Annotated in this window: 24 protein-coding genes; 12 read left to right on the top strand and 12 right to left on the bottom strand. The window is 30.0% G+C overall.

All coding sequences use genetic code 11. The annotated features are described in order from the left end of the window. Positions 1–102: 102 nt before the first annotated feature. Positions 103–387 carry a hypothetical protein gene (locus tag H2O64_RS02680; protein WP_187560589.1) on the bottom strand — a complete coding sequence of 95 codons (285 nt, stop codon included), beginning with the start codon at positions 385–387 and terminating at the stop codon, positions 103–105. A 378-nt stretch (positions 388–765) separates the two neighbouring features. Between H2O64_RS02680 and H2O64_RS02675 the strand changes: the two genes are divergently transcribed. The 8 genes from H2O64_RS02675 (at position 766) to H2O64_RS02640 (ending at position 9005) form a co-directional block, all read left to right on the top strand. After that, positions 766–2466 carry a helix-turn-helix domain-containing protein gene (locus H2O64_RS02675; protein ID WP_187560588.1) on the top strand — a complete coding sequence of 567 codons (1701 nt, stop codon included), beginning with the start codon at positions 766–768 and terminating at the stop codon, positions 2464–2466. A 115-nt stretch (positions 2467–2581) separates the two neighbouring features. Further along, positions 2582–2803 (top strand): hypothetical protein, encoded by a 222-nt coding sequence (locus H2O64_RS02670; protein WP_187560587.1) that lies wholly within the window; start codon positions 2582–2584, stop codon positions 2801–2803. A gap of 24 nt (positions 2804–2827) precedes the next feature. Beyond that, a complete protein-coding gene (locus H2O64_RS02665) occupies positions 2828–4519 on the top strand; it encodes a S8 family serine peptidase (RefSeq protein WP_187560586.1) in 1692 nt (563 codons plus the stop codon). 29 nt (positions 4520–4548) lie between these two features. After that, positions 4549–5355 (top strand): M23 family metallopeptidase, encoded by an 807-nt coding sequence (locus H2O64_RS02660; RefSeq protein WP_187560585.1) that lies wholly within the window; start codon positions 4549–4551, stop codon positions 5353–5355. Between the two features lie 17 nt (positions 5356–5372). Continuing rightward, on the top strand, positions 5373–5873 hold the full coding sequence (locus tag H2O64_RS02655; RefSeq protein WP_187560584.1) for a hypothetical protein: 501 nt from the start codon (positions 5373–5375) through the stop codon (positions 5871–5873). A 38-nt stretch (positions 5874–5911) separates the two neighbouring features. Beyond that, positions 5912–7591: a S8 family peptidase gene (locus H2O64_RS02650; protein WP_187560583.1), complete on the top strand. Its 1680-nt coding sequence runs from the start codon at positions 5912–5914 to the stop codon at positions 7589–7591. Positions 7592–7657: 66 nt separating this feature from the next. After that, on the top strand, positions 7658–8464 hold the full coding sequence (locus tag H2O64_RS02645) for a M23 family metallopeptidase (protein ID WP_187560582.1): 807 nt from the start codon (positions 7658–7660) through the stop codon (positions 8462–8464). A gap of 16 nt (positions 8465–8480) precedes the next feature. Next, positions 8481–9005: a hypothetical protein gene (locus tag H2O64_RS02640; RefSeq protein ID WP_187560581.1), complete on the top strand. Its 525-nt coding sequence runs from the start codon at positions 8481–8483 to the stop codon at positions 9003–9005. Between the two features lie 195 nt (positions 9006–9200). Here the strand turns inward: H2O64_RS02640 and H2O64_RS02635 are convergent, their stop codons facing one another. The 9 genes from H2O64_RS02635 to H2O64_RS02595 all read right to left on the bottom strand — a co-directional run bounded on the left by H2O64_RS02635 (position 9201) and on the right by H2O64_RS02595 (position 17920). After that, positions 9201–9479 carry a tetraacyldisaccharide 4'-kinase gene (locus tag H2O64_RS02635; protein ID WP_317173815.1) on the bottom strand — a complete coding sequence of 93 codons (279 nt, stop codon included), beginning with the start codon at positions 9477–9479 and terminating at the stop codon, positions 9201–9203. A gap of 540 nt (positions 9480–10019) precedes the next feature. Further along, positions 10020–10178 carry a hypothetical protein gene (locus tag H2O64_RS02630; RefSeq protein ID WP_187560580.1) on the bottom strand — a complete coding sequence of 53 codons (159 nt, stop codon included), beginning with the start codon at positions 10176–10178 and terminating at the stop codon, positions 10020–10022. A 10-nt stretch (positions 10179–10188) separates the two neighbouring features. Then, positions 10189–10923 (bottom strand): helix-turn-helix domain-containing protein, encoded by a 735-nt coding sequence (locus H2O64_RS02625; protein ID WP_187560579.1) that lies wholly within the window; start codon positions 10921–10923, stop codon positions 10189–10191. A 57-nt stretch (positions 10924–10980) separates the two neighbouring features. Then, positions 10981–12270, bottom strand: coding sequence for an HlyD family secretion protein (locus H2O64_RS02620; RefSeq protein ID WP_187560578.1), 1290 nt, complete (start codon positions 12268–12270; stop codon positions 10981–10983). 1 nt (position 12271) lies between these two features. Beyond that, a complete protein-coding gene (locus H2O64_RS02615) occupies positions 12272–14464 on the bottom strand; it encodes a peptidase domain-containing ABC transporter (protein ID WP_187560577.1) in 2193 nt (730 codons plus the stop codon). Positions 14465–14471: 7 nt separating this feature from the next. Further along, a complete protein-coding gene (locus tag H2O64_RS02610) occupies positions 14472–15746 on the bottom strand; it encodes an amidohydrolase family protein (RefSeq protein ID WP_187560576.1) in 1275 nt (424 codons plus the stop codon). A gap of 2 nt (positions 15747–15748) precedes the next feature. Continuing rightward, the gene (locus H2O64_RS02605) at positions 15749–16888 is read right to left on the bottom strand and encodes a hypothetical protein (protein ID WP_187560575.1); all 1140 of its coding nucleotides are present in this window, start codon (positions 16886–16888) and stop codon (positions 15749–15751) included. Beyond that, entirely contained in the window at positions 16878–17489 is a 612-nt protein-coding gene (locus H2O64_RS02600; protein WP_187560574.1) for a CPBP family intramembrane glutamic endopeptidase, read from the bottom strand. The genes H2O64_RS02605 and H2O64_RS02600 overlap by 11 nt, the downstream gene beginning before the upstream one ends. A gap of 203 nt (positions 17490–17692) precedes the next feature. Further along, the gene (locus tag H2O64_RS02595) at positions 17693–17920 is read right to left on the bottom strand and encodes a hypothetical protein (protein WP_187560573.1); all 228 of its coding nucleotides are present in this window, start codon (positions 17918–17920) and stop codon (positions 17693–17695) included. A 1076-nt stretch (positions 17921–18996) separates the two neighbouring features. Here H2O64_RS02595 and H2O64_RS02590 point away from each other — a divergent pair. The 4 genes from H2O64_RS02590 (at position 18997) to H2O64_RS02575 (ending at position 23316) form a co-directional block, all read left to right on the top strand. Continuing rightward, entirely contained in the window at positions 18997–20589 is a 1593-nt protein-coding gene (locus tag H2O64_RS02590) for a hypothetical protein (protein WP_187560572.1), read from the top strand. 121 nt (positions 20590–20710) lie between these two features. Continuing rightward, positions 20711–20869 carry a hypothetical protein gene (locus tag H2O64_RS02585; protein WP_187560571.1) on the top strand — a complete coding sequence of 53 codons (159 nt, stop codon included), beginning with the start codon at positions 20711–20713 and terminating at the stop codon, positions 20867–20869. A 74-nt stretch (positions 20870–20943) separates the two neighbouring features. Further along, the gene (locus tag H2O64_RS02580) at positions 20944–22620 is read left to right on the top strand and encodes a S8 family peptidase (RefSeq protein ID WP_187560570.1); all 1677 of its coding nucleotides are present in this window, start codon (positions 20944–20946) and stop codon (positions 22618–22620) included. Positions 22621–22743: 123 nt separating this feature from the next. Then, the gene (locus H2O64_RS02575) at positions 22744–23316 is read left to right on the top strand and encodes a hypothetical protein (protein WP_187560569.1); all 573 of its coding nucleotides are present in this window, start codon (positions 22744–22746) and stop codon (positions 23314–23316) included. A gap of 246 nt (positions 23317–23562) precedes the next feature. Here H2O64_RS02575 and lpxK read toward each other — a convergent pair whose 3' ends face one another. Together lpxK and H2O64_RS02565 are read right to left on the bottom strand one after the other, a co-directional pair. Beyond that, positions 23563–24585: a tetraacyldisaccharide 4'-kinase gene (gene lpxK, locus H2O64_RS02570; protein WP_187560568.1), complete on the bottom strand. Its 1023-nt coding sequence runs from the start codon at positions 24583–24585 to the stop codon at positions 23563–23565. A 43-nt stretch (positions 24586–24628) separates the two neighbouring features. Further along, entirely contained in the window at positions 24629–25060 is a 432-nt protein-coding gene (locus tag H2O64_RS02565; protein WP_187560567.1) for a hypothetical protein, read from the bottom strand. Positions 25061–25113: the final 53 nt, after the last annotated feature.

The raw sequence follows: 25113 nt of genomic DNA, 5'->3' as shown, positions 1-25113 counted from the left end.
GGGGGTATTAGCCCTTACCGAACCTCATAATTTCTATAATCAACCCCAAATATTCTTTATCTAACCCGAAACATTCTTTGTACAACCCCAAGTCAACTATATTTAACCGCTAGTATTGTTTTCTGAACCCGCTAAACCTAGTATTTGGTTTCTTTTTTCAAAGGTTTTTTTAGTGTCTTCTTGAGTTTGAATAAAAAGTTCCATTATTGCATTTTCAATGTCTTTATTTTCGTTAAGACCCGTAAATACATTCCGAATCATTGAAGATCCATAAGGTGTACCTTTTCTAGTGGTTATCTTTTTCTCTTTTAAAATTTTTAGCACACCTTTTGTGTAGTGATATCCCAACACCTTTTTGAGCTTTTTGCGTTGTTCCTTGTGTATCATACGCCCGTTTGTTCGTCGGTGCTAGCAGTTCTAGCAGTTCTAGCAGTTCTACTAAATAGTACTTTTATATATCTTGTAAATTCAATATTGATTAAACTTTCTAATGACATGTTAGCTGTTTTTTTTAAATTAGTGTTATGCTTTATGTTATAAATCTGAGTTTTGTAGGCAGAAGTTTTTATTATAAGATTTCGCTTGTTAAATTTAAACTCCTATTTTAGTTGTCAGATTTTTTTGATGATGTAAATGTAAGTTAGGAAATTTAGCAAATCAAGTAGTGTGTTTCTATAATTCATGAATATAGAAAGCTATATTCATGAATTATAGAAATGCTTTTCCTAAAATGATTTATTTATCAGACCTCGTTTAAATATTATTATGGGTAATTATAGACTTTTTCTTATTCTTATTTCTCTACTGGTTTTTTCAAACTCTTCAGCTCAAGAGAACACGTTAGTTATTGACAGTATTTTAAAAGGGAAAAATCATGCAGATTTAAAATCCATTTTCTATAATTCGTTTGATAAAGGGGATTTGACTAAAGCAAATATTATAGCAAATTACACTTTAAGTAAGGCAAGAAAAGATAAGGATACGGTTGCTATTATAAATAGTTATATACGATTATGTAGGTCAAATCAGAGAGGTTTAGAAAATGGGTTATCTGATATAGATAGTTGTATTGTTTTATCAAAAATGATTGATAATTTAAACTTGGAAGCTGAGGGATACTTTTTTAAGGCACAACTTTTTAAAGATCATAAATTATATGACGATGCTTTAAAATACTATATAAAATCTGATGAATTGTATACAATATTGGATGATGAGAAATCATATATGTCTGTTCGCCATATAATAGGTATGCTAAAATTGAGAGTTGGAAATCATGAAGATGCTCTCAAAATTATAAAAGAAAGTTTTGCCTACGAGAAAGAGAATATTAATGAAGAAAATAATAAACTTAGTTACATAATCTCATTACATGATTTGTCTATTGTTTATGTAGCTAACGGAATGAATGATTTAGCTTCAATAGCCAATGAAGAAGGATATCTTCTTGCTAGAGAAAATGAAAGATTTAATGAATTATATTTTACGCAACTAGAAGGTGGTAATCATTTTTACAGAAATAATTATAGTGCATCAAAAGATAGCCTTTTAAAAACAATTCCTTTTTTAAGGGAAAAAAAGGATATTAATTTATCTATTGTCTACTTTTTTTTAGGAAGGATATCCGAAATTAATAATAACACAGATAAAGCTATTAGCTACTTCAAAAAAGTAGATAGTATTTATACTAATACAGAATATGTTCTTAATAAGCCTAGATCTGCTTATGAAAGTCTTATAAAGTACTACAAAAAAAAGAATAATCTAAAAGAACAATTATACTACTTGAACAGACTTTTAAAGGTTGACAGTATTTTGGATTTGGAACACAAAGGTCTTTTAAATACATTTCATAAGGAGTATGATACTCCAAAGCTGATTGAAGAAAAAAAGGAAATAATAGATGCATTAGGTAGAAAAAATAATTCTTACAAATACATTATTTTATTAGTAATAATTTTTTCTATTATTTTATTAATAGTTACATTATTAATTATCAATAGAAAAAAGAAGAATGAGCAGCGATATTTAGAAATTATTTCATCATTAGAGCAACAAAATAAAGATCCTAAAAACGCAATTAAAAAAACGAATAATGAATCACTAGGTATTGATAAGGAAATTATTGATATAGTATTAAAAGGTCTTGATATTTTTGAGAGAGAAAAAGGATATTTAGCACCTAAATTAACATTAAATGATCTAGCTAAAAGAATAGAAATAAATAGTAGGTATGTGTCTAAAGTAATCAATCATGAAAAAAATAAAAATGTTCAAAATTATATAAACGATTTAAGAGTTGATTATGCAATACATAAACTGCAAAATGATAAAAAATTTCGAAATTACACCATAAAGGCAATTGCAGAAGAGGTGGGTTTTACCAACACAGAATCTTTTACAAAAGCATTTCGTAAAAAAACAACCTTAAATGTTTCTTATTTTATAAAAAAAATAAATAACTGACATGTAGCAACTTACAACCTTTATCTTTCTATATTTCGTGATGATAGAAATACATTTATTTCTATTACAAATAATTAAATATACTTTTAAGTCCGAATTTAAAACAAATTAAACAATGAAAAACAAAAAAAGAAAATTAGACTTAAAGATTTTTAAGATTGCACATTTAACATCTTCAAGTATTACTGGCGGAGAAGGCAGAACAAAGGATGAAAATACATGTGCCGAAACATGTAAAGCTACTTGTCCTCCTGGTTGTGATATACCAGATGTAGGAAATGGTGAAAAATCAAGGCGAGATACAAATTGTCCTAGTAGGCAAGGTGCTACTTGTTAATTAATTCTTATAATAATTTCTCACATGTTTTTATCAAGACCTTATCTTCTTATTTTTTTAATCTGTTTTTTTGGATGTGTAAATTCAAAACTTACAAAGCAGAATTACACTGAAAAGCTAATATTTGTTGATTCTGTTATTTCCAAAAAAAATAAATTTACAGATGCAAATTTAGAAAATTGGCATCATAAAGATATTATGAAAGATACTATCCCTGGTATAAGTATTGAAAAAGCGTATGAGAAATTATTATCAAATAAAAAAGAAAAGAAAAAAATTGTAGTAGCATTGATTGATAGCGAATTGGATATTGATCACGAAGATTTAAAAAATCAAATTTGGTTCAATAAAAACGAAATTCCAAACAATGGTATTGATGACGATGAAAATGGTTATGTTGATGATATAAATGGTTGGAATTATATAGGCACCAATCTAAAAGATGAAGTCCCATATACTAGTCTTAGTTCAACAAGAATTATCAAAAAATATAAATCTAAGTTTAAAGATTTACCCATCGAAAAAATTGATTCAAAAGATATAAAACATTATAAAAAATATCTTGATGCGTTAAGAATCTATAATTTGGAGATGAAAATTAGGAATGATGATATTGCAATGTATAATCGCATGATTAAAAAACATAATGCCGCTGATAAGTTTTTGGATTCAGTTTTCAAAGGTAATTATTCATTAAAACAATTAGATTCTTTAAAAAATGTCTCAGATAAAAAAGAGAAGACTTATGATCATGCCAACAATATGCATTATTATTTGAAGTATGATTATAATCCAAATTGGTTAAATAATCAAATTATTTATCAGACTAAAGCAATTAATACATTACTTAGTTTTGATTATAATGACAGATCAACAACAAATGATGATCCATATAATTTACAAGATATATCTTATGGAAATAATAATATTCAAGGAACTAGAAAACTTAAACATGCGACTAAAGTAGCTAGTATTTTAGGGGCATCGAGAGGTAACAATATTGGAATAGATGGTATTATTGATAGTATAAAAATAATGTCACTAGGTGTTACAGCAGCTGGAGATGAGTTTGATAAGGATATAGCTTTAGCGATTCGTTATGCGGTTGACAATGGAGCTACAATTATCAATATGAGTATAGGTAGAGAATTATCACTATATCCTGAATGGGTAGATGACGCAATGAAATATGCAGCGAGTAAGGATGTTTTAATAATCACATCAGCGGGTAATAATGGATATAATCTTGATGAAAAGACTAATTACCCAAATGATTCTTATGACTCAAAAGAGTTTATAACTAATTTTATAAAGGTGGGTAGTATATCTTATAAATTAGATAGTACTCTCGTAAATAATTATTCTAATTATGGAAAAAAAGAAGTAGATGTTTTTGCTCCTGGAACAGCTATTTATACAAATACAAGATCAAATCCAAGTTTTACTTCTGGAACATCTTATTCAACACCAATAGTAACAGGTATAGCAGCATTAATTCGTGCGTATTATCCAAATTTATCTGCAGCAGAAGTAAAAGAGATAATACTTAAATCAGGTATTGAATTAGATGTATTAGTGTTTAAACCTTTTCCTGATGGAGAAAAAAAAGACCCAAAGAAAGTCCCTTTCAGTTCACTCTCCAAATCGGGTAAAATAGTCAATGCTTATAACGCATTACTTATGGCAGAAGAAGTTTCTAAAAAGAAGAAAAAATAAATAGTCTCTTAAAAATGAAAATATTACACATGAAATTAGTTGTTGGATTCTTATTTCTTTTGTTAAGCATTAATACAAATGCTCAAAAGAAGGCTGTTGAAGTTGTAAAAATATACAAGGAGAATATTGTATATATACATCTTAAAAATAATACCGATGTAAATTATAGTGCAGAATTAAATATCCATAGCGGATATAACTATGAAAAAGATAAAGAAACACCTCTGTTAACAGTTCTTGCTCCCAAGGAACAAAAACTGTTAGTTACGGTTACTAGATCAACTAAGAAAAAGAGTGATTTTAGTACAAGTTTTACTTATGTAGTTGGAAACATAAATGCAAAACACAATGACAACTATGTATATGATTTGCCTTATGCCAAAGGCAGTTCATTTAGTGTTAATCAAGGTTATGATGGCTCTTTCTCGCACAAAGGACAAAACTTCTTAGATTTTACAATGCCAATAAACACCCCTATTCACGCCATTAGAGACGGCATAGTTATAAAAGTGAAAAAGGATTCAAAAAAAGGATGCCCGACGATATCCTGTGTGGATGATGGCAACTATATTTGGATAGAGCATGATGATGGAACAATTGCAGAATATGTGCATCTGAGGTATAGAGGTACAGCTTTGAAGTTAGGAAATCGAGTTAAGAAAGGACAAAAAATTGCATTTAGTGGCAATACAGGATTCTCACAAGCACCGCATTTGCACATGGGAGTATTCATTAATCAAGTTAATGGAGAAAGAATAACTATTCCAATTAAATTTAATGTTGATAATACAGAAGCTATTGAACTTAAAAAAGGAGATAACTATATTAAACCTTAGAATAATTTAAAAAAACCATGCACCTCATCTGGGTACTCATAAACAGCGCTTTTGTACTCCTATTTTTTGGGTTGGTATTGACCCTTTTTACAAAAGGAAAGCAGCTATTCAATAACAAATACGGCAATGCCATTATTCTGGTGTTTGTTTTGGGAGTTATTGGCATGTTAGGCGCAAAAGAAAGAGACTTTGACAATCAATATTCGTTTCACAATGCTAAAAATTTAAAAGGGAACAATGTTACATCACTTGATGCACATATAGAAGAAACGATTCCATTTACATTACACCTTACCGTATTGTTTAAGAAAAATGATAAAGGTGAGTTGGTTGCAAGTAATAGCCATAGCAATATGTCAGGGTTCACAAATGGACACGATTGGGAAGTTACGTATGTTGATGTCGACAAACAGGAAGATGGAACCTATACCTACCAAATGAGCGGTGCAATGCATTGGTATCTATTCGGAATAAAAGTATACACGCAAAGTAAAACTTTCAAAGGAACTTTGGAATAACCGACAAAGCATTTATATTACTTAAAAAATAAAACCGCTTGAAATCTCTCAAACCATTTATCATCAAAGTATTGAGTTGCTGTTGCATCATTGCCTGTACTTCACTCAAAAGTACAACAACAAAACCAACAATAGTTACCGCAGCTTTCGCTAAAAAGCAAGCATTGACCGAAACGGAAAAACAAAACTGGCATTTTAAAGACATCTACGAAGATTCTATTCCTGGAATTAGTCTTGACAAAGCGTATGATTTTTTGAAAGACAAAAAAAGTGATACAATCATTGTGGCTGTTTTAGACACAGGGTTAGATATTAATCATAAAGAATTCGAAAATATTTTATGGAAAAATAAAAAAGAGATTCCAAATAATGGTATTGATGATGATAAAAATGGCTTTATAGATGATCTGCACGGTTGGAATTTTTTGGGAAATAATAAAGGCGTTAATATTTCAATTACAAATTATGAATGTGTGAGATTTGTGAGACTTTATGATTCAGTATTCAAAAATAAAAGTAAGGAAGATTTTTATGGAAAGGATACGCTTTTATTTAAGCAATACAAAAGTGCTCTAATCAAGTATAATAAGAAGCTTGAAAGTGCAAAACAAGCTTTAGAAAACTTTACATCACTCCTAAAGGAATATGAAAAATCTATAACTACCTTAAAGCCATACTTTCCAAATGAAAACTTTACAATAGAAAAACTGAATGTAATAAAAACTGAAGATGATTCATTGAAGTATTACGTTGAGGAAATGAAAAAGTGTATAAAGTATAATATAACAAGAGATTGGATTTCATACAAAATTAAATGGGCAACCATACGTTACGAAAAACATTTAGGAGTTAGTGGATATAACGAGAGTGATATTATCGGTGATGACCCTAATGACATTACTAACACCGATTATGGAAATAATAAAGTTGAAGGAGATGAAGATACTCAATATCATAGCACACAAGTAACGGGAGTTTTGGCAGGAAACCGAAATGATAACATGGGTATAAAAGGAATTACTAACCTAGTGAAAATAATGCCTATACGATTAGCGGCTATGGGTTCAGAACGAGATAAAGATATTGCTTTGGCAATACGTTACGCAGTTGATAATGGCGCAAAAGTCATTAATATGAGTTTTAGGAATGATTTTTCTATTCACAGGGAATGGGTAGACGATGCTATTAAATATGCGGAAAGTAAAGATGTAGTGCTTGTTATTGCTGCTGGAAATGAAGAGTCCAATAGTGATATTATTTTCAATTATCCTAATGATCAAATTGAGAATAACGAAGATTTTGTTGATAATTTCATTGTAGTCGGTGCTTCTCAGTATAAAATAGAAAATTTAGTAAGTGATTTTTCAAATTATGGAAATAGCAACGTAGATATTTTTGCTCCTGGTGAAAATATCTATACTTCTACAACAAACAATAAATATCTTTTTATTGATGGAACTTCTTATGCCACACCAATTGTATCTGGAATTGCCGCACTCATCCGCTCTTACTACCCAAACCTATCAGCGTCAGAAGTAAAACAAATCATTATGGAATCAGGTGTTTCATATGATATTATGGTAAATAAGCCATCTACAAACAAAGAAAAAGAATTGGTTCCGTTTAGTTCTCTTTCCAAATCGGGTAAAATAGTGAATGCCTATAACGCATTACTTATGGCAGAAGAAGTTTCAAAAAAGAAGAAAAAAAGTAAGTAACATTCCCGTATGGGAAATAAATAAGATTCCCGTTTTCACGGGAAATAAAATATGAAAATATTATACATGAAATTAGTTGTTGGATTCTTATTTCTTTTGTTAAGCATTAATACAAATGCTCAAAAGAAGGCAGTTGAAGTTGTAAAAATATACAAGGAGAATATTGTATATATACATCTCAAAAACAATACAAATGTAAATTATAGTGCAGAATTAAATATCCATAGCGGATATAACTATGAAAAAGATAAAGAAACACCTCTGTTAACAGTTCTTGCGCCCAAGGAACAAAAATTGTTAGTTACAGTTACTAGATCAACTAAGAAAAAGAGTGATTTTAGTACAAGTTTTACTTATGTAGTTGGAAATGTTAATGCGAAACACAATGACAAGTATGTATATGATTTGCCGTATGCAAAGGGAAGTTCATTTAGTGTTAATCAAGGCTACAATGGCTCTTTCTCGCACAAAGGACAAAATTTCTTAGATTTTACAATGCCTGTAAACACACCTATTCACGCCATTAGAGACGGCATCGTTATAAAAGTGAAAAAAGATTCAAGAAAAGGATGTCCAACGATATCCTGTGTGGATGATGGCAACTATATTTGGATAGAGCATGATGATGGAACAATTGCAGAATATGTGCATCTGAGGTATAGAGGTACAGCTTTGAAGTTAGGAAATCGAGTTAAGAAAGGACAAAAAATTGCATTTAGTGGTAATACAGGATTCTCACAAGCACCGCATTTACACATGGGAGTATTCATTAATCAAGTTAATGGAGAAAGAATAACGATTCCAATTAAATTTAATGTTGACAATTCAACAGCTATTGAACTTAAAAAAGGAGATAGTTACGTAAAACAATAAAGTATTCTATTGAAGAATGAAAAAATATAGTTTACTTCTCATTATTGTATTTATAGGTTGCACCACTACAAAACAAACAACTAAACTTTCAGAAAAAGAACTATTTGAAAAGCTTTCCAATGGTTTTATAATCCAAAAACTTCCCAATTGGACGTTTCATGGCTTTCACGGTGTTTTAAATTATACACCTACTGATTTGATGAATGTAGGTTATGAACGTATTTATAATGGTATTACAGCTTATAAGCGTCAACTAAAAAATGAAACCTTACAATCTATTGTTGATGAGTTCATAAGCGAACGAAAGTCTTATTATGAAATTAGTAAGCTTAAAAAGGTAAAAGAGCAAACCAAGTATGGAGAAAGTATTGTTGTCATATATACTTCTGTTATTAATAATATTGAATACAAAGCAATAAGACAATTCTATATATATAATAACACTCTTTATGGAGTTAGTTTCTCTGCCAAGTCAAAATTCTTTGATTTTTTTGTCAATGATGCCATTCACATGATGGAAACATTTACAATCACAAAATAAAATTTTCCCACTAAACATTCAATATCCAAAAAAGGTCTTTGCAAATTATAGCAAAGACCTTTTTTTTTATTAAATTAGCTTCATTATTAACTCAGAAACTGAATACGATTCTGAATACGATTTAGCTAAAAATTGAAATTTTAAAAAAGTTAACTAATTGATAATCAGTGCTTAAAATTATCGCTCCCAAATTGGTTACTCGCCTTTCTTGTTTATAAAGGTTTTTATTTTCTCTTGAAAAGATACTTCTTCCGCTAAAAACGCAACGGTAATTGGCAAATAATACAAGGCATCCAAACTTCCTTGCAAACGCATAAAATCCTTCTCTGTTGTCAAAATACGCTTACTTCCTGCTTTTTGTTTAATGGTTGTAATTTCGCTTTCGCTGAAATGGTGATGATCCAGATATTTTAAATGCACATACGACAATCCTTGATCGTTTAAATGTTGCAACAATGGTGTCGGATTGGCAATTAAGGTTTTACAAAAAAATAGATCCCTACTAAAACAAATATTGCAAAGAATATTGCTGCGGATAGAAACCCGTAGACAAACCCTTTGATAAATAATATTCTTTTAGCGTTCATATTCATTTCCCGCGTACTTCGATAAACTCAGCAACAGGCGGGAATCTTAGTTTTAAAAAAAGCAAAGCAGCCTTACAACTTAAGACTACCCTACTCCTGTCTAAATAGCAAATCATACATACGTCAAGAAAATTCAAATTATTGAATCCACTATACTTAATTCAAAGTCGTTTTGACATTAGTTTCTTGATTTTATGTACTCATTACTTCAGCTTCCCCAAACTGATTTCGTTTAGACGTATTTATTTCCCATGAAAACGGGAATCTTATTAATCAATTTTTGTCATTCCCGTGAAGACGGGAATCTTATTAATTATTTTTTTAAATTCCTATAAATATGAGAGTCCAGTTTTAAACAACAAGGCGGCTAGGTCAACCTTACTTTACCTCATACCGCCTTGCCTGTCTAAAAAAACAGCAATCCAACTTATTCTGTATCGCTATCAAAACGTGTTACATATCGTAAAATAGCTTTGTAAAGTTTAATAGTGTAATACCCAACTACAATCCAAAAAATAATTTTTAAAATTGGAAGTAATTGCGCTAAAAATAATAGCCAACTAAAATCATGCATGGTGTTATTCATTGTATCTAATTTATTCGCTTAGTAATTCATTCGTTTGCCTTAAAAAACTCGAAACGGTTTCGCCAGTTTTCTTCTGAAATGCTTTTGTGAACGATTCGGCGGTTGTAAAACCTGCCTCTTTCGCCATTGCCTTTATGGTGTACTTTCGGTAACTCGCATTATTCTCTAATTTTTGAATGCTGTACTGAACGCGTAAATCGTTGATATAATTCCGAAAGGATTTTAGCTTATGTGTATTAATCACTCTCGATAAATATTTGGTGTTCGTTTGTAATTGTTTGGCAAATTCATATAGTGTTATTTTTGACATCAAAAACCCTCTTTCTTTTTCAAATGCTTGCAAATTTTCTAAAATGGCAGCAACAATTGCTTCATCAATTTTGGCATTCTTTTCCCCGCTATCTTTTTGTTGACTGCTATTTTTTTCTAGTAGCGAAACAATCTTTTCAAGTCGCTTATCACCTCGTTTGTTCAAAAAACACAAAACACCAAATACTAATACCAACAACAATAATATGCCAGCCAATACATACACTCGTATTTCAAATGCTTGTTGCTTTTCTTGCAATGCTACCACCAATTTTTCGTGTGTTTCTCTTGTTTGAATACTATCCGTAGTTTGATTGTTTATTTTTACCAACGCTACTTCAAGTGACTTGGCAGTATGCTGTTCAGCTGCATGTAACTTGGCGAGGCTTGCAACACAAAAGCACAGTATATAAATTATGATATGTATACGTTTCATTGTAAAATGTATTACAGTTTAATTTCTAAAGAATTGAATTTTAGCATGACACACTCTTTATTTTATAATTTCTTTAAATTGATAAAATATGCGTTCTATGAGTCTCAAGTCTTCAGTGATGATTTCCGCGACTCCTTGCATTTCTTGTTTAAACGCTATTTCTTTATTGTACGTTGTGATTAATGTTTTAGGGAATTCAACATCTAACAAGTAAAACCCTTCACTATTTGGAACTAAAGAAATATCCTTTATTTTTCCCTTGAGCACTCCATATTCATTTTCGGGATAACTACTGAGTTTAACATTAACTTCTTGCCCAATCTTTACTTTTCCAGAATTCAGAGCTGGCGCTTGTATTTTACATATATAGGAAGCGTGTTCTTTTGGAACTATTGTAAAGATGAAATCTCCACTATTCACAGATTGATGCTTGTTCCAAACTTTCATAAATGAAACTGTTCCATTAATTTTTGATTTGAATAAATAGGTCAATTCCCATTGTTTAATGGCTGTTTTTAACTGATAAAACGATTGGATTACACTTTTCAAAAGATTAATTTCTTCTCTTGTATTATCAATGCGTGTTTGCTTTTTCACGTTGTCTGCATTACTGATATTTTCGCGAATTTGAGATATAGAAACACTCATGTTTTTATAACTTCTTTCAGCTTGTAAAAATTCTAATTTCTTGTTTTCATATTCTTGTGCTGAAATGATTCCTTTGTCAAATAGGTTTTGAGTTCGGGTTAAACCCTTCTGTTTGAACACCAGTTCTTCTTTATTTAATTGTCTTTGATTGATAAGCGTTTGTAGTCTATATTTTAATTGTGAAAGCGAATATGTGTTGGCTACATTGGTATTGAAAAAAGATTGAGATTCTTTGTTCAACATATACTGAACATAGTTATTTTCAAACACAGAAAATTCATTTTCTATGTCGCCTAAAAAAAGGATAGGCAATTCATCTAACGGAAAGTAGAACGAATCTTTTTTGATATGAATAGTATCTATAATTGATTTTAAGTGTATAATATCTGCGTAGTTAGCTGTATTTTCAATTAGTCCTAACGGCATATTTTCGGTGACTTCTTGATAATTTGACACAAATAGCGAATCTATTTTTCCCGAAACTCTTGCATATTCTTTTTGAGGTGGAATTTCTGTTGTCAAAACTGCTTGTGAAGTCACAATGTCGGGGTACTTTATTAAATAAGAAAGTATCAATATCACAATGATAAAGACTAGCAACAATACATTTCCAAACCTAAAAATCATTTTAGGTGGATCTGAAAGTACATCTTTTACTTCTTCGCTGTATATATTTAATTCTTCGTTTAAACCTTCCATATTATGTGCCTAACTCTAGTTGATTTTTTACCAATTCAAAGTATTTTCCTTTTTTGATAGTAAGTTGTTCGTGATTTCCTTCTTCTACAATTTTACCATTCTCTAAAACGATGATATTATCTGCATTTTTTACGGTACTCAATCGATGTGCTACAATTACTGAGGTTCTATCTTGTATAAAACCATTTAAGTTTTCCATAATCGTTTTTTCATTGTTGGCATCTAAAGCACTTGTTGCTTCATCGAAAAAGACGAAAAACGGATTTTTATATACAGATCTAGCAATCATAATGCGTTGCTCTTGTCCGCCACTTAACCTAATTCCCGAAGTACCTAGTTCTGTATTATATTTATTAGGAAGTCTTTCTATAAATTCTTCTGAATTTGAAATGAAGGATGCTTTTTTCAGTTTTTCCCGATCAATGATTTCATTCTGTTCAGATTCAGAAATATTTCCCGCAATGGTATCATTAAAGATGAATGTATCTTGCATTACCGCGCCACAATTCATTCGCCAATAATCATTATTTATACCATTCAGATTATTAGTATCAATCTGAATAGCACCTTTCGTGGGTTCATGAAACTTTAAAAGTAATTTTATCAAGGTTGTTTTCCCGCTACCACTTGCGCCAACAATAGCTGTTGTTTTTCCTTCGGGAAGCACGCAATTAATATTTTTCAAAACGTACGGTGTTGATTTACCTCCATATCGAAATGATAAATCTTTGATAACGATATCTTTGTTTTTTGGTAATTCTTTTACTTTTTTGTGTTTTGACTCGTCTTCGTCTTTTTTAGTATGTACTTGCATTAAACGTTCTAAACTTATCTTAGCATCTTGCCATACTTGTATAAAGCTAATAAAGCTTCTAAGTGGCGAATTAAGCTGTCCTACGATATATTGAATGGATAACATCATACCAAGTGTTATGTCTCCGTTTACGACTGCTGTTGCAGATAAAAAAGTAATGATGATATTCTTTAATTCATTGATAAAACCCGAACCTATTGATTGGTATTGACCAAGTGCCAGCGAACTTATTGACGTTTTGAATAAGCTTATTTGTATTTGTTCCCATTTCCAACGGTTCTTTCGTTGTGAATTGTTGATCTTTATTTCCTTAACACCATTAACGATCTGCACCAATGATGTTTGACTTTGCGCCCGTTCATCAAATCTTTTAAAATCTAATTCGGCTCTTTTTTTCAGGAAAAAGAACGTCCAACCAACATAGAGAACTGCACCAATAAAGAAAACAGCAAATATTGTCAGATTATAAAAAGCTAATACAAAACTGAAAACGACAAATAAGACACTCGAATAAATCATTCCAAACGTGGAAGAAGAAACAAAGTTCTGAACTCTTGAATGATCTTGAATTCGTTGTAAATGCTCTCCTGTATTTCGTGTTTCAAAAAAAGTAACAGGAAGCTTCAACATTTTATACAGGAAGTCAGAAACCATTTTTATATGAAATCTACTTGTAATATGAATTAATAACCATTCTCTAAATATGCGGACTAAGGTTTGTGATATAAATAGAATCAGTTGTGCAATTAGTATTAAGTAGATAAAAGGAATGTTTTGTGTATTTACTCCAACATCAACAATAGACTGCATTAAGAACGGAGTAATAAATTGGATGACCGTTCCAACAAGTAACCCTATAAAGAGTTGGTATATTAATTTCTTATGTGTTTTTATGTATGGATATAAAAATGAAAATCCTTTCTTCTTCGTTTTATCTTCTTCTAAACTATGAAAATGAGTATTTGGCTCTAGTATCAATACAAAGCCAGTACCGTCGGTTGAAGTTGACCAAGCCTTTTGAAAATCTTCATGCGAATACTGTAAAAGTCCTTGCGCAGGATCAGCTACATAAATTTTTGATTTAGATGTTTTGTAAACGATAACAAAATGTTTTTGTCGCCACGGAACTATAAAAGGTGTTGGTGCTTCATTGACTAAACTTTCCAACGAAATACGCATGCCTAGCGTTCGCATTTCTATGATTTCTGCGGCATCTGCAATCCCCGCCATGGTCACACCTTCTCGCGTTATACTTGCCTTGTTTCTTAGGAATTCTCTTGAAAAATTTTTCCCATGAAATTTGGCAATCATGCGCAAGCAAGTTGGTCCACAATCACGATAGTCTAATTGTCGAAAAAAAGGAAATTTATATGTAGTCATTAAAAGTTTACTTAGGAAGTATTTCTTTTGATAGTTTATTGATGGTTTCTCTATCTAAATAATTGTTATTGAAAAAGAGTGCTTCAATAGCATGTAGTGTTTCTAATTTTTCTAACGGATTATCGTTTAAAATTAAAAAATCAGCGTCTTTACCTTTTTGTATCGTGCCGTAATTTCCATTAAAAAAGTCTGCAAAATTACGTGTAGTCATTTCTAAAATTTGATAATTATTTAGCCCTGCATTTTTCAATAATTTCATTTCGCCAACAACACCAAAACCATTAACCATATACTTGGAAGAACTATCGGGACTTAGCAACATTTTTATTCCCAATTCATGCATTTGTTTTATGACTTTGTATTTTTCATCTAGGGTTTTTAATTCTTTTTTTACTTCTTCCTTGTAGGCTTCATTCCCTATTTTTTCTCTATATACTGTTGTTTTTTCAATCCAGGAATCGATCGTCGTTGTTGGGATAAATTTCATTCCCGCTTGATTGCGTAATTCTTCATACGAATAGCGTCCCGAACCCACGCTGTACCAACTAAGTGTAGGGCATATAAAAATATTTTTTTCTTTAATTTTTTGTAATCTGTCATTTAGTAAAGAAGGTCTTCCAATTAAACCGCCCAAATGTTCAAATGATGTATAGTTAGATTCAAATAAGAAATTATCTGAAACGTTTTTAGGAAAGTGTCCCGCTAATGATATATTCTGTGATACACAAGCAGCATTTAGTTTTCTAAAAGTAGCTTCATCTTTAATACTTAAGATTTTGATGAAATCGAATTTTTTAGCACTATTCATATACTCTGCTAATTGGGTATCATCAAAATTATATTTCCATGATATTGGTGGCGATGATATGTAAAGTTTTGGATAGAATGAGGTTTCCGTATTATACGTTTTTCTCCATGTGACATGATTCCAATTTCCTCGCATAGAGCGTACTTTTGTTACTCCATTTATGAGATTTAGTATAAAAAATTTTCGTAGTTCCGATTCATCTTTAGGTAAATGTACATGTGCATCCGATAGTGAAGGTATGATATATTTGCCTTTTAAATTAATGGTATTTTTTGCTTTTAGAGCACTTGAGTTGGCATCTGTAATGGCGATAATTTTTCCGTCTTTTACCAGTACATTTTTGTTTCTTAGCACTTTATTTTCAGTCATTGTAATGACGGAAACATTTGTGAAAGCGTAGTCTGCATCAACCTCTTTTTGAGCGTATACATTTTGTGTAATTAATACTACAATTAGTAATAATATCTTCTTCATAATTAAAATTTAAAAAATCCTTTTTGTTCTTTTTTCAAAAAATCATCAAAAGAATTGAGTTTGCAAAAATCATCATATCTAAAATCAACCTCTCTATTACTGAGGTCAAATACATAGTTTAGTGAATTGTATTTCTTCAAAATGGCTTCACATGTATCATCTAACAGTTTATAAAATGCTGCACCTTGTTTTGTGAAAACGGTGTCTTGGTCTAGTAATTCTAATCCTGTCCGAAAGCGTGAAAACTGATCTGTTAACCTACCTAATAACTCATGCTTATTCCGCCCAGAAAATACATTTTGAGATAACAGTTTGTCAAAGTTTCTCAAGCGTTGTGTGACCGTAAATAAACCATGAAAAGCACCGTAAATAGTTCTATAATCCCACACTTGTTCGGTATATTCGCGCATAACAATAGTATCTACATCAATTTTAAAAAAGTCTTTTCTTTTGTGTACGATATAATACAAATAATTGTGTGAACCTTGATGAATGAGTTCTTCTATAAAATAGATAAGATTATTAGCTCCTATTACATAAAAATAGAGCATTCCAAGCGTTTCAACAGAAGTAAAATTTAATATATTAGAATTATCATGCAAGTATATTTTTTTGTTGGCAAACGTTAATTCTTTGTAGAATTTCGGCAAATATTCTCGTATGATATCTATTGCAACAAATACTTCTTCATAATGCGCATTCCATACAGAATGATGTGTTGGGTTTTGGTTAACAATGTGTCCTTTTTCTACCACTACAAAATATTTTTCATGCGTTGGATGAACTTCTTTTACTATTTCAAAATCATCTTTCTCTAAAATGGGTTCATATAAGCTATGTTGGTCTTTTTTGAAATATCCAATCTTAGGTATATAAGCTATGTTATTTTTGTTATATGAATAGTTCGTTTTTATAGTTGTTTTTTCTAAGAAATACCCTTGCAGAATTTCTTCTAAAAGTTCTTTAGGTAACGGCTTATCTTTTTTACTATTAAAATAAGCAAATAGTAAAGAATCCAAATAAATAGCATCATCATCAAAATCAATACGTTTAAGCAAATTTGGAAATTCGCCATAAATTAACAACTTAATGGTGTTAACAATTTCTTCTTGATTTTCGTGAATGGTTTTTTTAATTTCCATGCGAATCCTTTTTAGGATATTTTTTAGATATAAAAAGTAACAAGGCTATTAAGGCAAAATGATACAGCAATATGGAAACACTTATGGTATCAGTATATTCAATTTTTAAAAATAAAAAACCAAGGTTTATAAAACTGTGTAACAATACTACTATTGATAAATTATTGCTTTTATGATATATGTACCCTATTAAAAGACTACTAAAGAATACTGTGATCGATTGTTCAAAAGCCATATGTCCAACGGCAAAAAACAAACTTGAAATTACAATTGCCCATGTTGCTGAAAATTTTTCTTTTAGCTTGTTTTGTATAATACCTCTGTATAGTGTTTCTTCTAAGAATGGTATGAGTAGTAGCGTTCTAATTACATAATAAAAGCTTATGCCTTTTTGTTCAAAAACGTTTGTTATTGGCATCATCAAACCTGTTTTATTTACAGAAAATCCATTAAGTAAATTCGGAATATTAAATATTGGATATAGTAATGTAATTAATAATCCAATTACTATTAGATACAGAATATGTTTTACGCTCACTATTTTAAATAGTTTCCGAATATCTATTCCCCACATTTTAATCATAATAATGATGACAATCAAAAAAGATAGGTCTATACTAAAAAAGGTAACCTCACTAGCATAATTGATACTAATACTGAAAATTTTGACTAGACTCAGTGTTATCAAAAATTGTAAAAACAATAATAGTAGAAATAAAAAAAATATTTTAAAAAACAACGTTACTTTCATACTTAAAAATATTAGAAATGGTGTTCTCTAACTGAACACCATTTCACATTAGATTAATGATATATCTGATGTACCAACCAAGTTCCCAATGGAGTATGAGTCCCTTGTGATGTTACAACGTCTTGTTGACATTGTTGACAACCATCATCTGCTGGTGGTGGCGGTGGTGGTGGATCGTCATGACATGCGTTTTCAGTTCCACCTGAAATAGAATTTAATAGTTCTTGTGAAACTACTTCGTCAGCTCTTTGTTGAAGTGCTTCAAATGATAATTTACTCATTTTAAATTAATTTAAGTATAACCTACTCGTACGTTTTTCGGTTTCCACGGCTTGTTACATAGAAATGAGTAGTGAGATATTAGTATTTAGATATTTTTCAATCTCTTATCTCAATACTAACTACCATTTACTATAAAAAGGAAAGCATTCCTTCTATAAACATTTGCCGTGATACTATTTAAAAAAATATGTATCTTTGATTTTCGACATCATATAGGCAAATGTTTATTTGTTTATTATAGACTCCCGTTTCACGGGAGTTTTTTGTGTCTTTATTTATTCAAAAACATTTTTTAGAGGTTGACGAACTATATATAATTACTGTTTTATGAATCGGATATACCCAATAATTGGTTTTTAAGTAACTCCGTTTTTTCAGTTTTCTCTATACTTCGGGTATACAGTTCTAGGATGGCGTTTTCAATAGCTTTGTTTTCGTTGAGTCCATTGAGTACATTCCGTATCATAGAAGTTCCATACGCCGTTCCCCTTCTATTGGTTACTTTTTGCTCCTTTAAAATTTCAACACTTTATCTGTATAGTTGTGTCCTAATACTTCTTTTAGCCTTTTCCGTTGCTCTTTGTGTATCATACATCCGTTTCTTTTTGTTCATCAGTGTTTACATTCCTTACGATTAAATATTCCGAAAATTCAAATTGACTTAGTATTCTAATCTCATGTTTGCTGTTTTTAAAAATTATGATTTCATTGTCAAAATGATGCGCATTCATTTTTTTGATGATGTAAATGTAATGGTGTATATGGCTACATGTCAAATTATATCACCCAACTTTCTGTGAATATTATTCAACTAAAAACACAAAAACCTGAAAAACAGACAATTAATTTATTATTGATTGTTTCTCATACTTACCCAACTTTCATAGAAAATAGAGTAATTGTAGTGTAAGAAATTAATTATTTTTTTAAATTGTTGGTTTAAATACGTATAACATGCATAAATTAAAAAATGAATCACTGTAATTCCCTAGTATTTTTTCTTTTTCTTCTGTTTTTTAACACATTATATTCTAAGCAATATGTAGACTCATTGTCAAATAAAAATTTTGATGAGTTGAAACAATTATTTTATGAAAATATTGATGATAAAACGGTTTCCAGAAACATTGCTCTTTATACTTTAAATAAAGCAACTAAAAATAATAATACTAGAGCAATTTCTAATAGCTATATTAGATTGTATGCAACTTATTATAATGATTTAGAAAAAGGTAAACTTTTTTTAGATAGTAGTATTGTTACATCAATAAAATATAAACATAATGATTTACTGGCAGAAGGATATTTTCTTAGAGGGAATCTTTTCTACCGATATGGTAAGGATGAGAAAGCTATAAACGATTTTCTTAAAGCAAGAAAATTTGTTGATAGAGAAAAAGAAATATACTATAAAATATTATATAATATTGGTGTTATTAAGTTGGACATAGAAGAAACCAAGGAGGCTTTAGCTATTTTCAAAAAATGTTATGAACATTATTTATCACAAATTCAGGGTAATGATTATGATTTTATCGAGACTCTTTATGGGTTATCAGTAGCTCATATTAATTTGAAAGAGTACGATTTGGCTTCAAAACACGCTAAAGAAGGGTATATGTTTTCTCGTTCTATTAACGATTCAAGTTACTTTCGTTTTACATATATAGAAGGTAATAACCAATTTTTAAAAGGAAATTTCATAGCGGCTAAAGATAGTCTTTACAAGTCACTAAATTATTTAAAAGAGTCTGATGATTTACAGAACTTGTCAATTGCATACTTTTATTTAGGAAAAGTATATCGAGAAGAAGGTAATAAAATAAAAATGATAAATTACTTTAAAAAAGTTGATAGTATTTTTGATGAGACCAATTATGTATATCATGAAGTACGACCTTCGTATGAATATATTATTAAATTTTATAAAAATAAAAATGATATTAAACAGCAATTGTATTATGTAAATAAGTTATTAATTGTTGATAGTTTAATTAATAACAGATTTAGAAAAATAAGTAAAAATATATATAAAGAATTTGACAGGAAGAACTTGGTTCAAGAAAAAAATAAATTGGAAATTAGCCTAGGGAATTCCAAAAAAAAATCACTTTATAGCACTATTCTTTTTGTATTAATTATCACAATCATTAGCATTATATTATACTTTAACTTCAGTAGGAATAATAAACAAAAAATAAAGTTTGAAGAATTACTGAAAAAGTTAGAGAATGAAAATACACCCGATGAATTAAATGTAAAAAAAGTTAAAGTTATTGAGAATAAAAAACAAAATTTGGATATTGACCAAGAAGTAGTTGATAGTATCCTTAACAAATTAGAAGAGTTTGAAAAAGACAATCATTATATTCAAAAAGGACTAAATGTAGCTTTATTAGCAAAGCAATGTAATACAAATTCTAAGTACCTATCTAAAGTAATAAATATATATAAAGAAAAAACATTTAGAAGTTATGTGAATGATCTTCGCATAGATTATACAGTAAAAAAAATAAAGTCTGATGGAGTATTTAGAAATTATACTATCAGAGCAATTGCAGATGAGGTAGGTTTTTCTAATAGTGAATCATATGCTAAGGCATTTTATAAAAGGACGGGGATTCATACTTCTTATTTTATAAAAAAAGTTAAAAATGTTCAGGGCTAACTATTCATTTTGTGAAAATTTACCCAACTTTCCATGAAAATTGGGTGGTTAATTCAGGGTTTTCAAGGTTTTGAATGAAATAACCTTTTAATTTACAGTTATAAATTTAAATCTATAAAAAATGAAAACACAAGGAAAACAAGAAACACAAAAATTAAGATTTGTTAAGTTTAAAATTTGTAAACTAAGCAATAGTATTTATGGAGGTGATGGTAAAACAACAACATCTGGTAAAATGGCATGCATGACATCAGGGGAACCAGGTTGTCTATGTCTATAAAAAAAAATGAGATATCAATATTAACATAGATGGTATAAACATAATACCATCTATGTTTATAATACTAATAACATATGCTGATTTATAATAAAAAAGTTTTCATTTTATTTTTTTTAATCTTGATGAAGTCATGTAATTCTCAGAGTTTAGAGTTCGAGGTTTTAATAAGTGATTTTAAAAAAGTAGTTGAAAACAAAAAACTAACTGAAACAGAATTTAAAAACTGGCATCATAAAAGTATTGTTAGTGATAGTATCATGGGAATTAGTAGTGAAGCTGTATATGATCTTTTGCCAAAGAAAAAAGAGGTAACTGTAATTGTTGCAGTTCTTGATTTGGAGGTTAATATTAAACATCCAGATTTACAGAATAAAATATGGGTAAACAAAAATGAGATACCAAACAATAATAAAGACGATGATGGTAATGGTTATATAGATGACATTCATGGTTGGAACTTTTTAGGAACTACAAATAAAGATTCAATATTATATCAAACAGCAGAGTCCACAAGGATAGTTCGAACATTTCAAGAAAAATTTAAAGAAAAAGAAATTACAGATATTCATGAGTCTGAAATAAGAAAATATAACCTTTATAAGAGAGCGGTTAAAAATTTAGAAGACAATTTAAAAGATGCTGATGCCAATATTGTTTTTTTTAAGGGCTTCAAAGAGCGCTACATAAAGTTAATTGATACAATGAATATTTTATTTAAAACTAAAGATTATACCTTAAATATGTTAGATTCTTTGGAAATGATATCTAAAGATTCAATAATCAAAACAAAAATAATCAAAACAAAATATTGTGTAGAGAGAAAGATAGATGAATCCTACATTGATGATATAATAAAGCAACATGAAGCTAATAAAAGGAAAAAGTTTAATTTAGATTATTTTGACAGAATTACTTTGGACAATCCTTTGGATATTAATGATAAATTTTATGGAAATAATAACGTTTTAGGTACCAATAAAATGAGTCACGGCACAAAGGTTTCAGGAGTAATAGGTGCTATTAGAAATAATAATTACGGAGTTGATGGAATTGCTAACAATGTTAAGTTAATGCCTATTATAGTTTCTGCGAATGGAAGTGAATATGATAAAGATATAGCCTTAGGTATACGTTATGCCGTAGATAATGGAGCTAAAATTATCAATATGAGTATTGGTAAAGATTTTTCAATGAACAAAGAATGGATTACAGAAGCGATTAAATATGCAGAAGCTAAAGATGTGTTACTAATTTCTGCTGCAGGAAATGAATGGGTTGATCTAGACGATGTAAACACATATTACTACCCTAACGATATGGATGAAAACAAAAATGAAATTTCAAACAATTTTATTGTAGTAAGTTCTTCTAACAATACTGATCGTTTAGTTTCTAATTATTCTAACTATGGACAAAATACAGTTGATATATTTGCTCCTGGTGAGAATATAAAAGTTTTAACTAGAGAAAGTACAGATGAAGATTCGGGCACATCACTTTCTTGTGCAGTTGTTTCTGGAGTAGCCGCACTTATTCGTTCTTACTATCCAAACTTAACAGCATCAGAAGTAAAACAAATTATCATGGAATCGGGAGTCACTTTTGACTTAATGGTTAGCAAACCTTCTTACGAAAAAGAAAAAGAATTGGTTCCTTTCAGCTCACTCTCCAAATCAGGTAAAGTAGTGAATGCGTATAATGCATTACTCATGGCAGAAGAAGTATCAAAAAAGAAGAAAAAACATAAATAACATTCCTACTTCGGCAAGCTTAGCAACTATATTTCGATATATTCAATAACTGCGCTAGGAAATAAAAAAGATTCCCGTTTTCACGAGAAATAAATAAGTTTCCCGCTTTCTCGGGAAGAAATCATGAAAAAAATAACGATACTAATTGTTTCTCTCTTATTCCTTGTAAGTTGCAAATCAGTGCATACAATATACAACAAAGAGAAACTACAAAATATAGATAAGTTAGGGTATGTAGCTCCTGTATATGAGTATACTGAAAATTTAAAAAACACCAAAGCTTTTAAAAAATTTAAAAAGTATTCAAATAACAAAATTGATTCACTATTTTCAGTAGAAGCAACTAAATATAAAATATCAAAAAAAGTATCTTCAAATGCGTTACATGATGTTGATATTCAAAATATATTTAATGCACATAGAAACAATCAAAAAATTGACTTCACAACTAATTTTAAGTCACTCCTTAAAGACAGTAAAGAAGATTATGTGATGATAATTTATTTAAAACCAAAATTTACGCTTGTAAATAGTTCATTTCTAGTGACGAGTGCTTCTAAAATGGAAGTGTTACTAATTGAAACAAATACAGAGGAAGTCATTTTTTATGATAGTGCATATTCATCTATAAGACACACTACAAAGCGACTGCTGGACAATGTGAATGAAATCTATAAAAAAATAAATGAGTTATAATTTTGGTACGTTTAATAATTGCGTAAAAAATCTTTACAATCACAAAATAAAATTTTTCCGCTAAATATTCAATACCTATAAAAAGGTCTTTGCAAATTATGGCAAAGACCTTTTTTTTTATTAAATTAGCTTCATTATTAACTCAGAAACTGAATACGATTCTGAATACGATTTAGCTAAAAATTGAAATTTCAAAAAATATAACTAATTGATAATCAGCACTAAAAATTATCACTCGCAAATTGGTTACTCGCCTTTCTTGTTTATAAAGGTTTTCACTTTCTCTTGAAAAGATACTTCTTCCGCTAAAAACGCAACCGTAATTGGCAAATAATACAACGCATCCAAACTTCCTAGCAAACGCATAAAATCCTTCTCTGTTGTCAAAATACGCTTACTTCCTGCTTTTTGTTTGATACTATTAATCTCGCTTTCGCTGAAATGGTGATGATCCGGATATTTCAAATGTACATACGACAATCCTTGATCGTTTAAATGTCGCAACAATGGTGTCGGATTGGCAATTCCTGTAATCAATACAAACGGTTGTTGTTTCAGTGAAATCAACGGAAGTTTTTCTGTTTCATTCTGAATAGTTTCTGCATACGCAATGGTGGTAAAGAATACTGCTTGATTCGCTTTCGGACGTAATTTTTGCACAATTTGAAGCATCTTGCTTTCCGAAACTTCTGTTGGACATTTGGTCACCACAATCACATCGGCGCGTTTTGCACCCGAAATAGGCTCACGAAGATTTCCCGCAGGCAACATAAAATCGTTTACATACAAATCGTGATACGGCGTTAATAAAATATTGAAACCAGCAGTAACTTTTCGATGTTGAAAAGCATCATCTAGCAATATTACTTCTGGAGGATTTGCCAAATTTCGCAATGCTTCAATTCCAACTGTCCGTTGTGTTTCAACCGAAACTACAATTTCATCTTTGAATTTACTGTAAAACTGTAGTGGTTCATCGCCAATATCAGAAGCGGTTGTTGTTTCATTCGCGACTAAAAAACCTGTCGTTTTCCGTTTGTAACCTCTACTCAATGTTGCCACTTTATAATCGTCTTTGGTCAATCGGATTAAATATTCAATCATTGGTGACTTTCCTGTGCCGCCAACACTTAAGTTTCCAACACAAATCACGGGAAAACTATATGAAGTAGATTTCAACCAACCTTTCGTAAACATCCAATTACGCACAAATACAATCGCTCCATAAAGCAAAGAGAAAGGCAATAATATGAATCGAAGTTGTCGCATAGAAGCGAAAGTATAATTTTTTGAGGAATTGAAACGCTAAAAGTTATTCCTTTTTAATGTAGACCTTATCATTAGATGCAAATAACATCAATTGTTTTTCTTGTTGCTCGCCATGTGTAATCAAGATTTTAAAAAACTTATAACTATCAGGGAATACTGAAATTTGGGGCGAAATTAAATTTTCGGTTTGGTATAATTTTCCTTGTGGCGATTCTTCAAAATCCGCAATTACAATATAATAAAAGCTCTTAAACGCTTGAATTTCGTCGTCGTCGCTCACACGTTCATCACTAACCACTTTAATGGCTTGCATTCTAAAATATTCGTTGCTTCTTGATAATACATTGTTTTCATTAATTTCCAAAACAACTTTAAATAGGCGTTCATCTTCAATCGAAATCAATCCGTTTCGCGACTGCGCAAAAGCAAAAAAATTAAACAGTAAAAATAGCAACGTAAGTATGTTTGTGTTCATAATTTGATATAATTAATTGGTTTATCCATTCAAATTAAGACATCAATCGCTAA

This window comes from Kordia aestuariivivens (assembly GCF_014397005.1).
Taxonomy (GTDB): domain Bacteria; phylum Bacteroidota; class Bacteroidia; order Flavobacteriales; family Flavobacteriaceae; genus Kordia; species Kordia aestuariivivens.
This window is presented reverse-complemented; position numbering and strand designations above follow the sequence as displayed.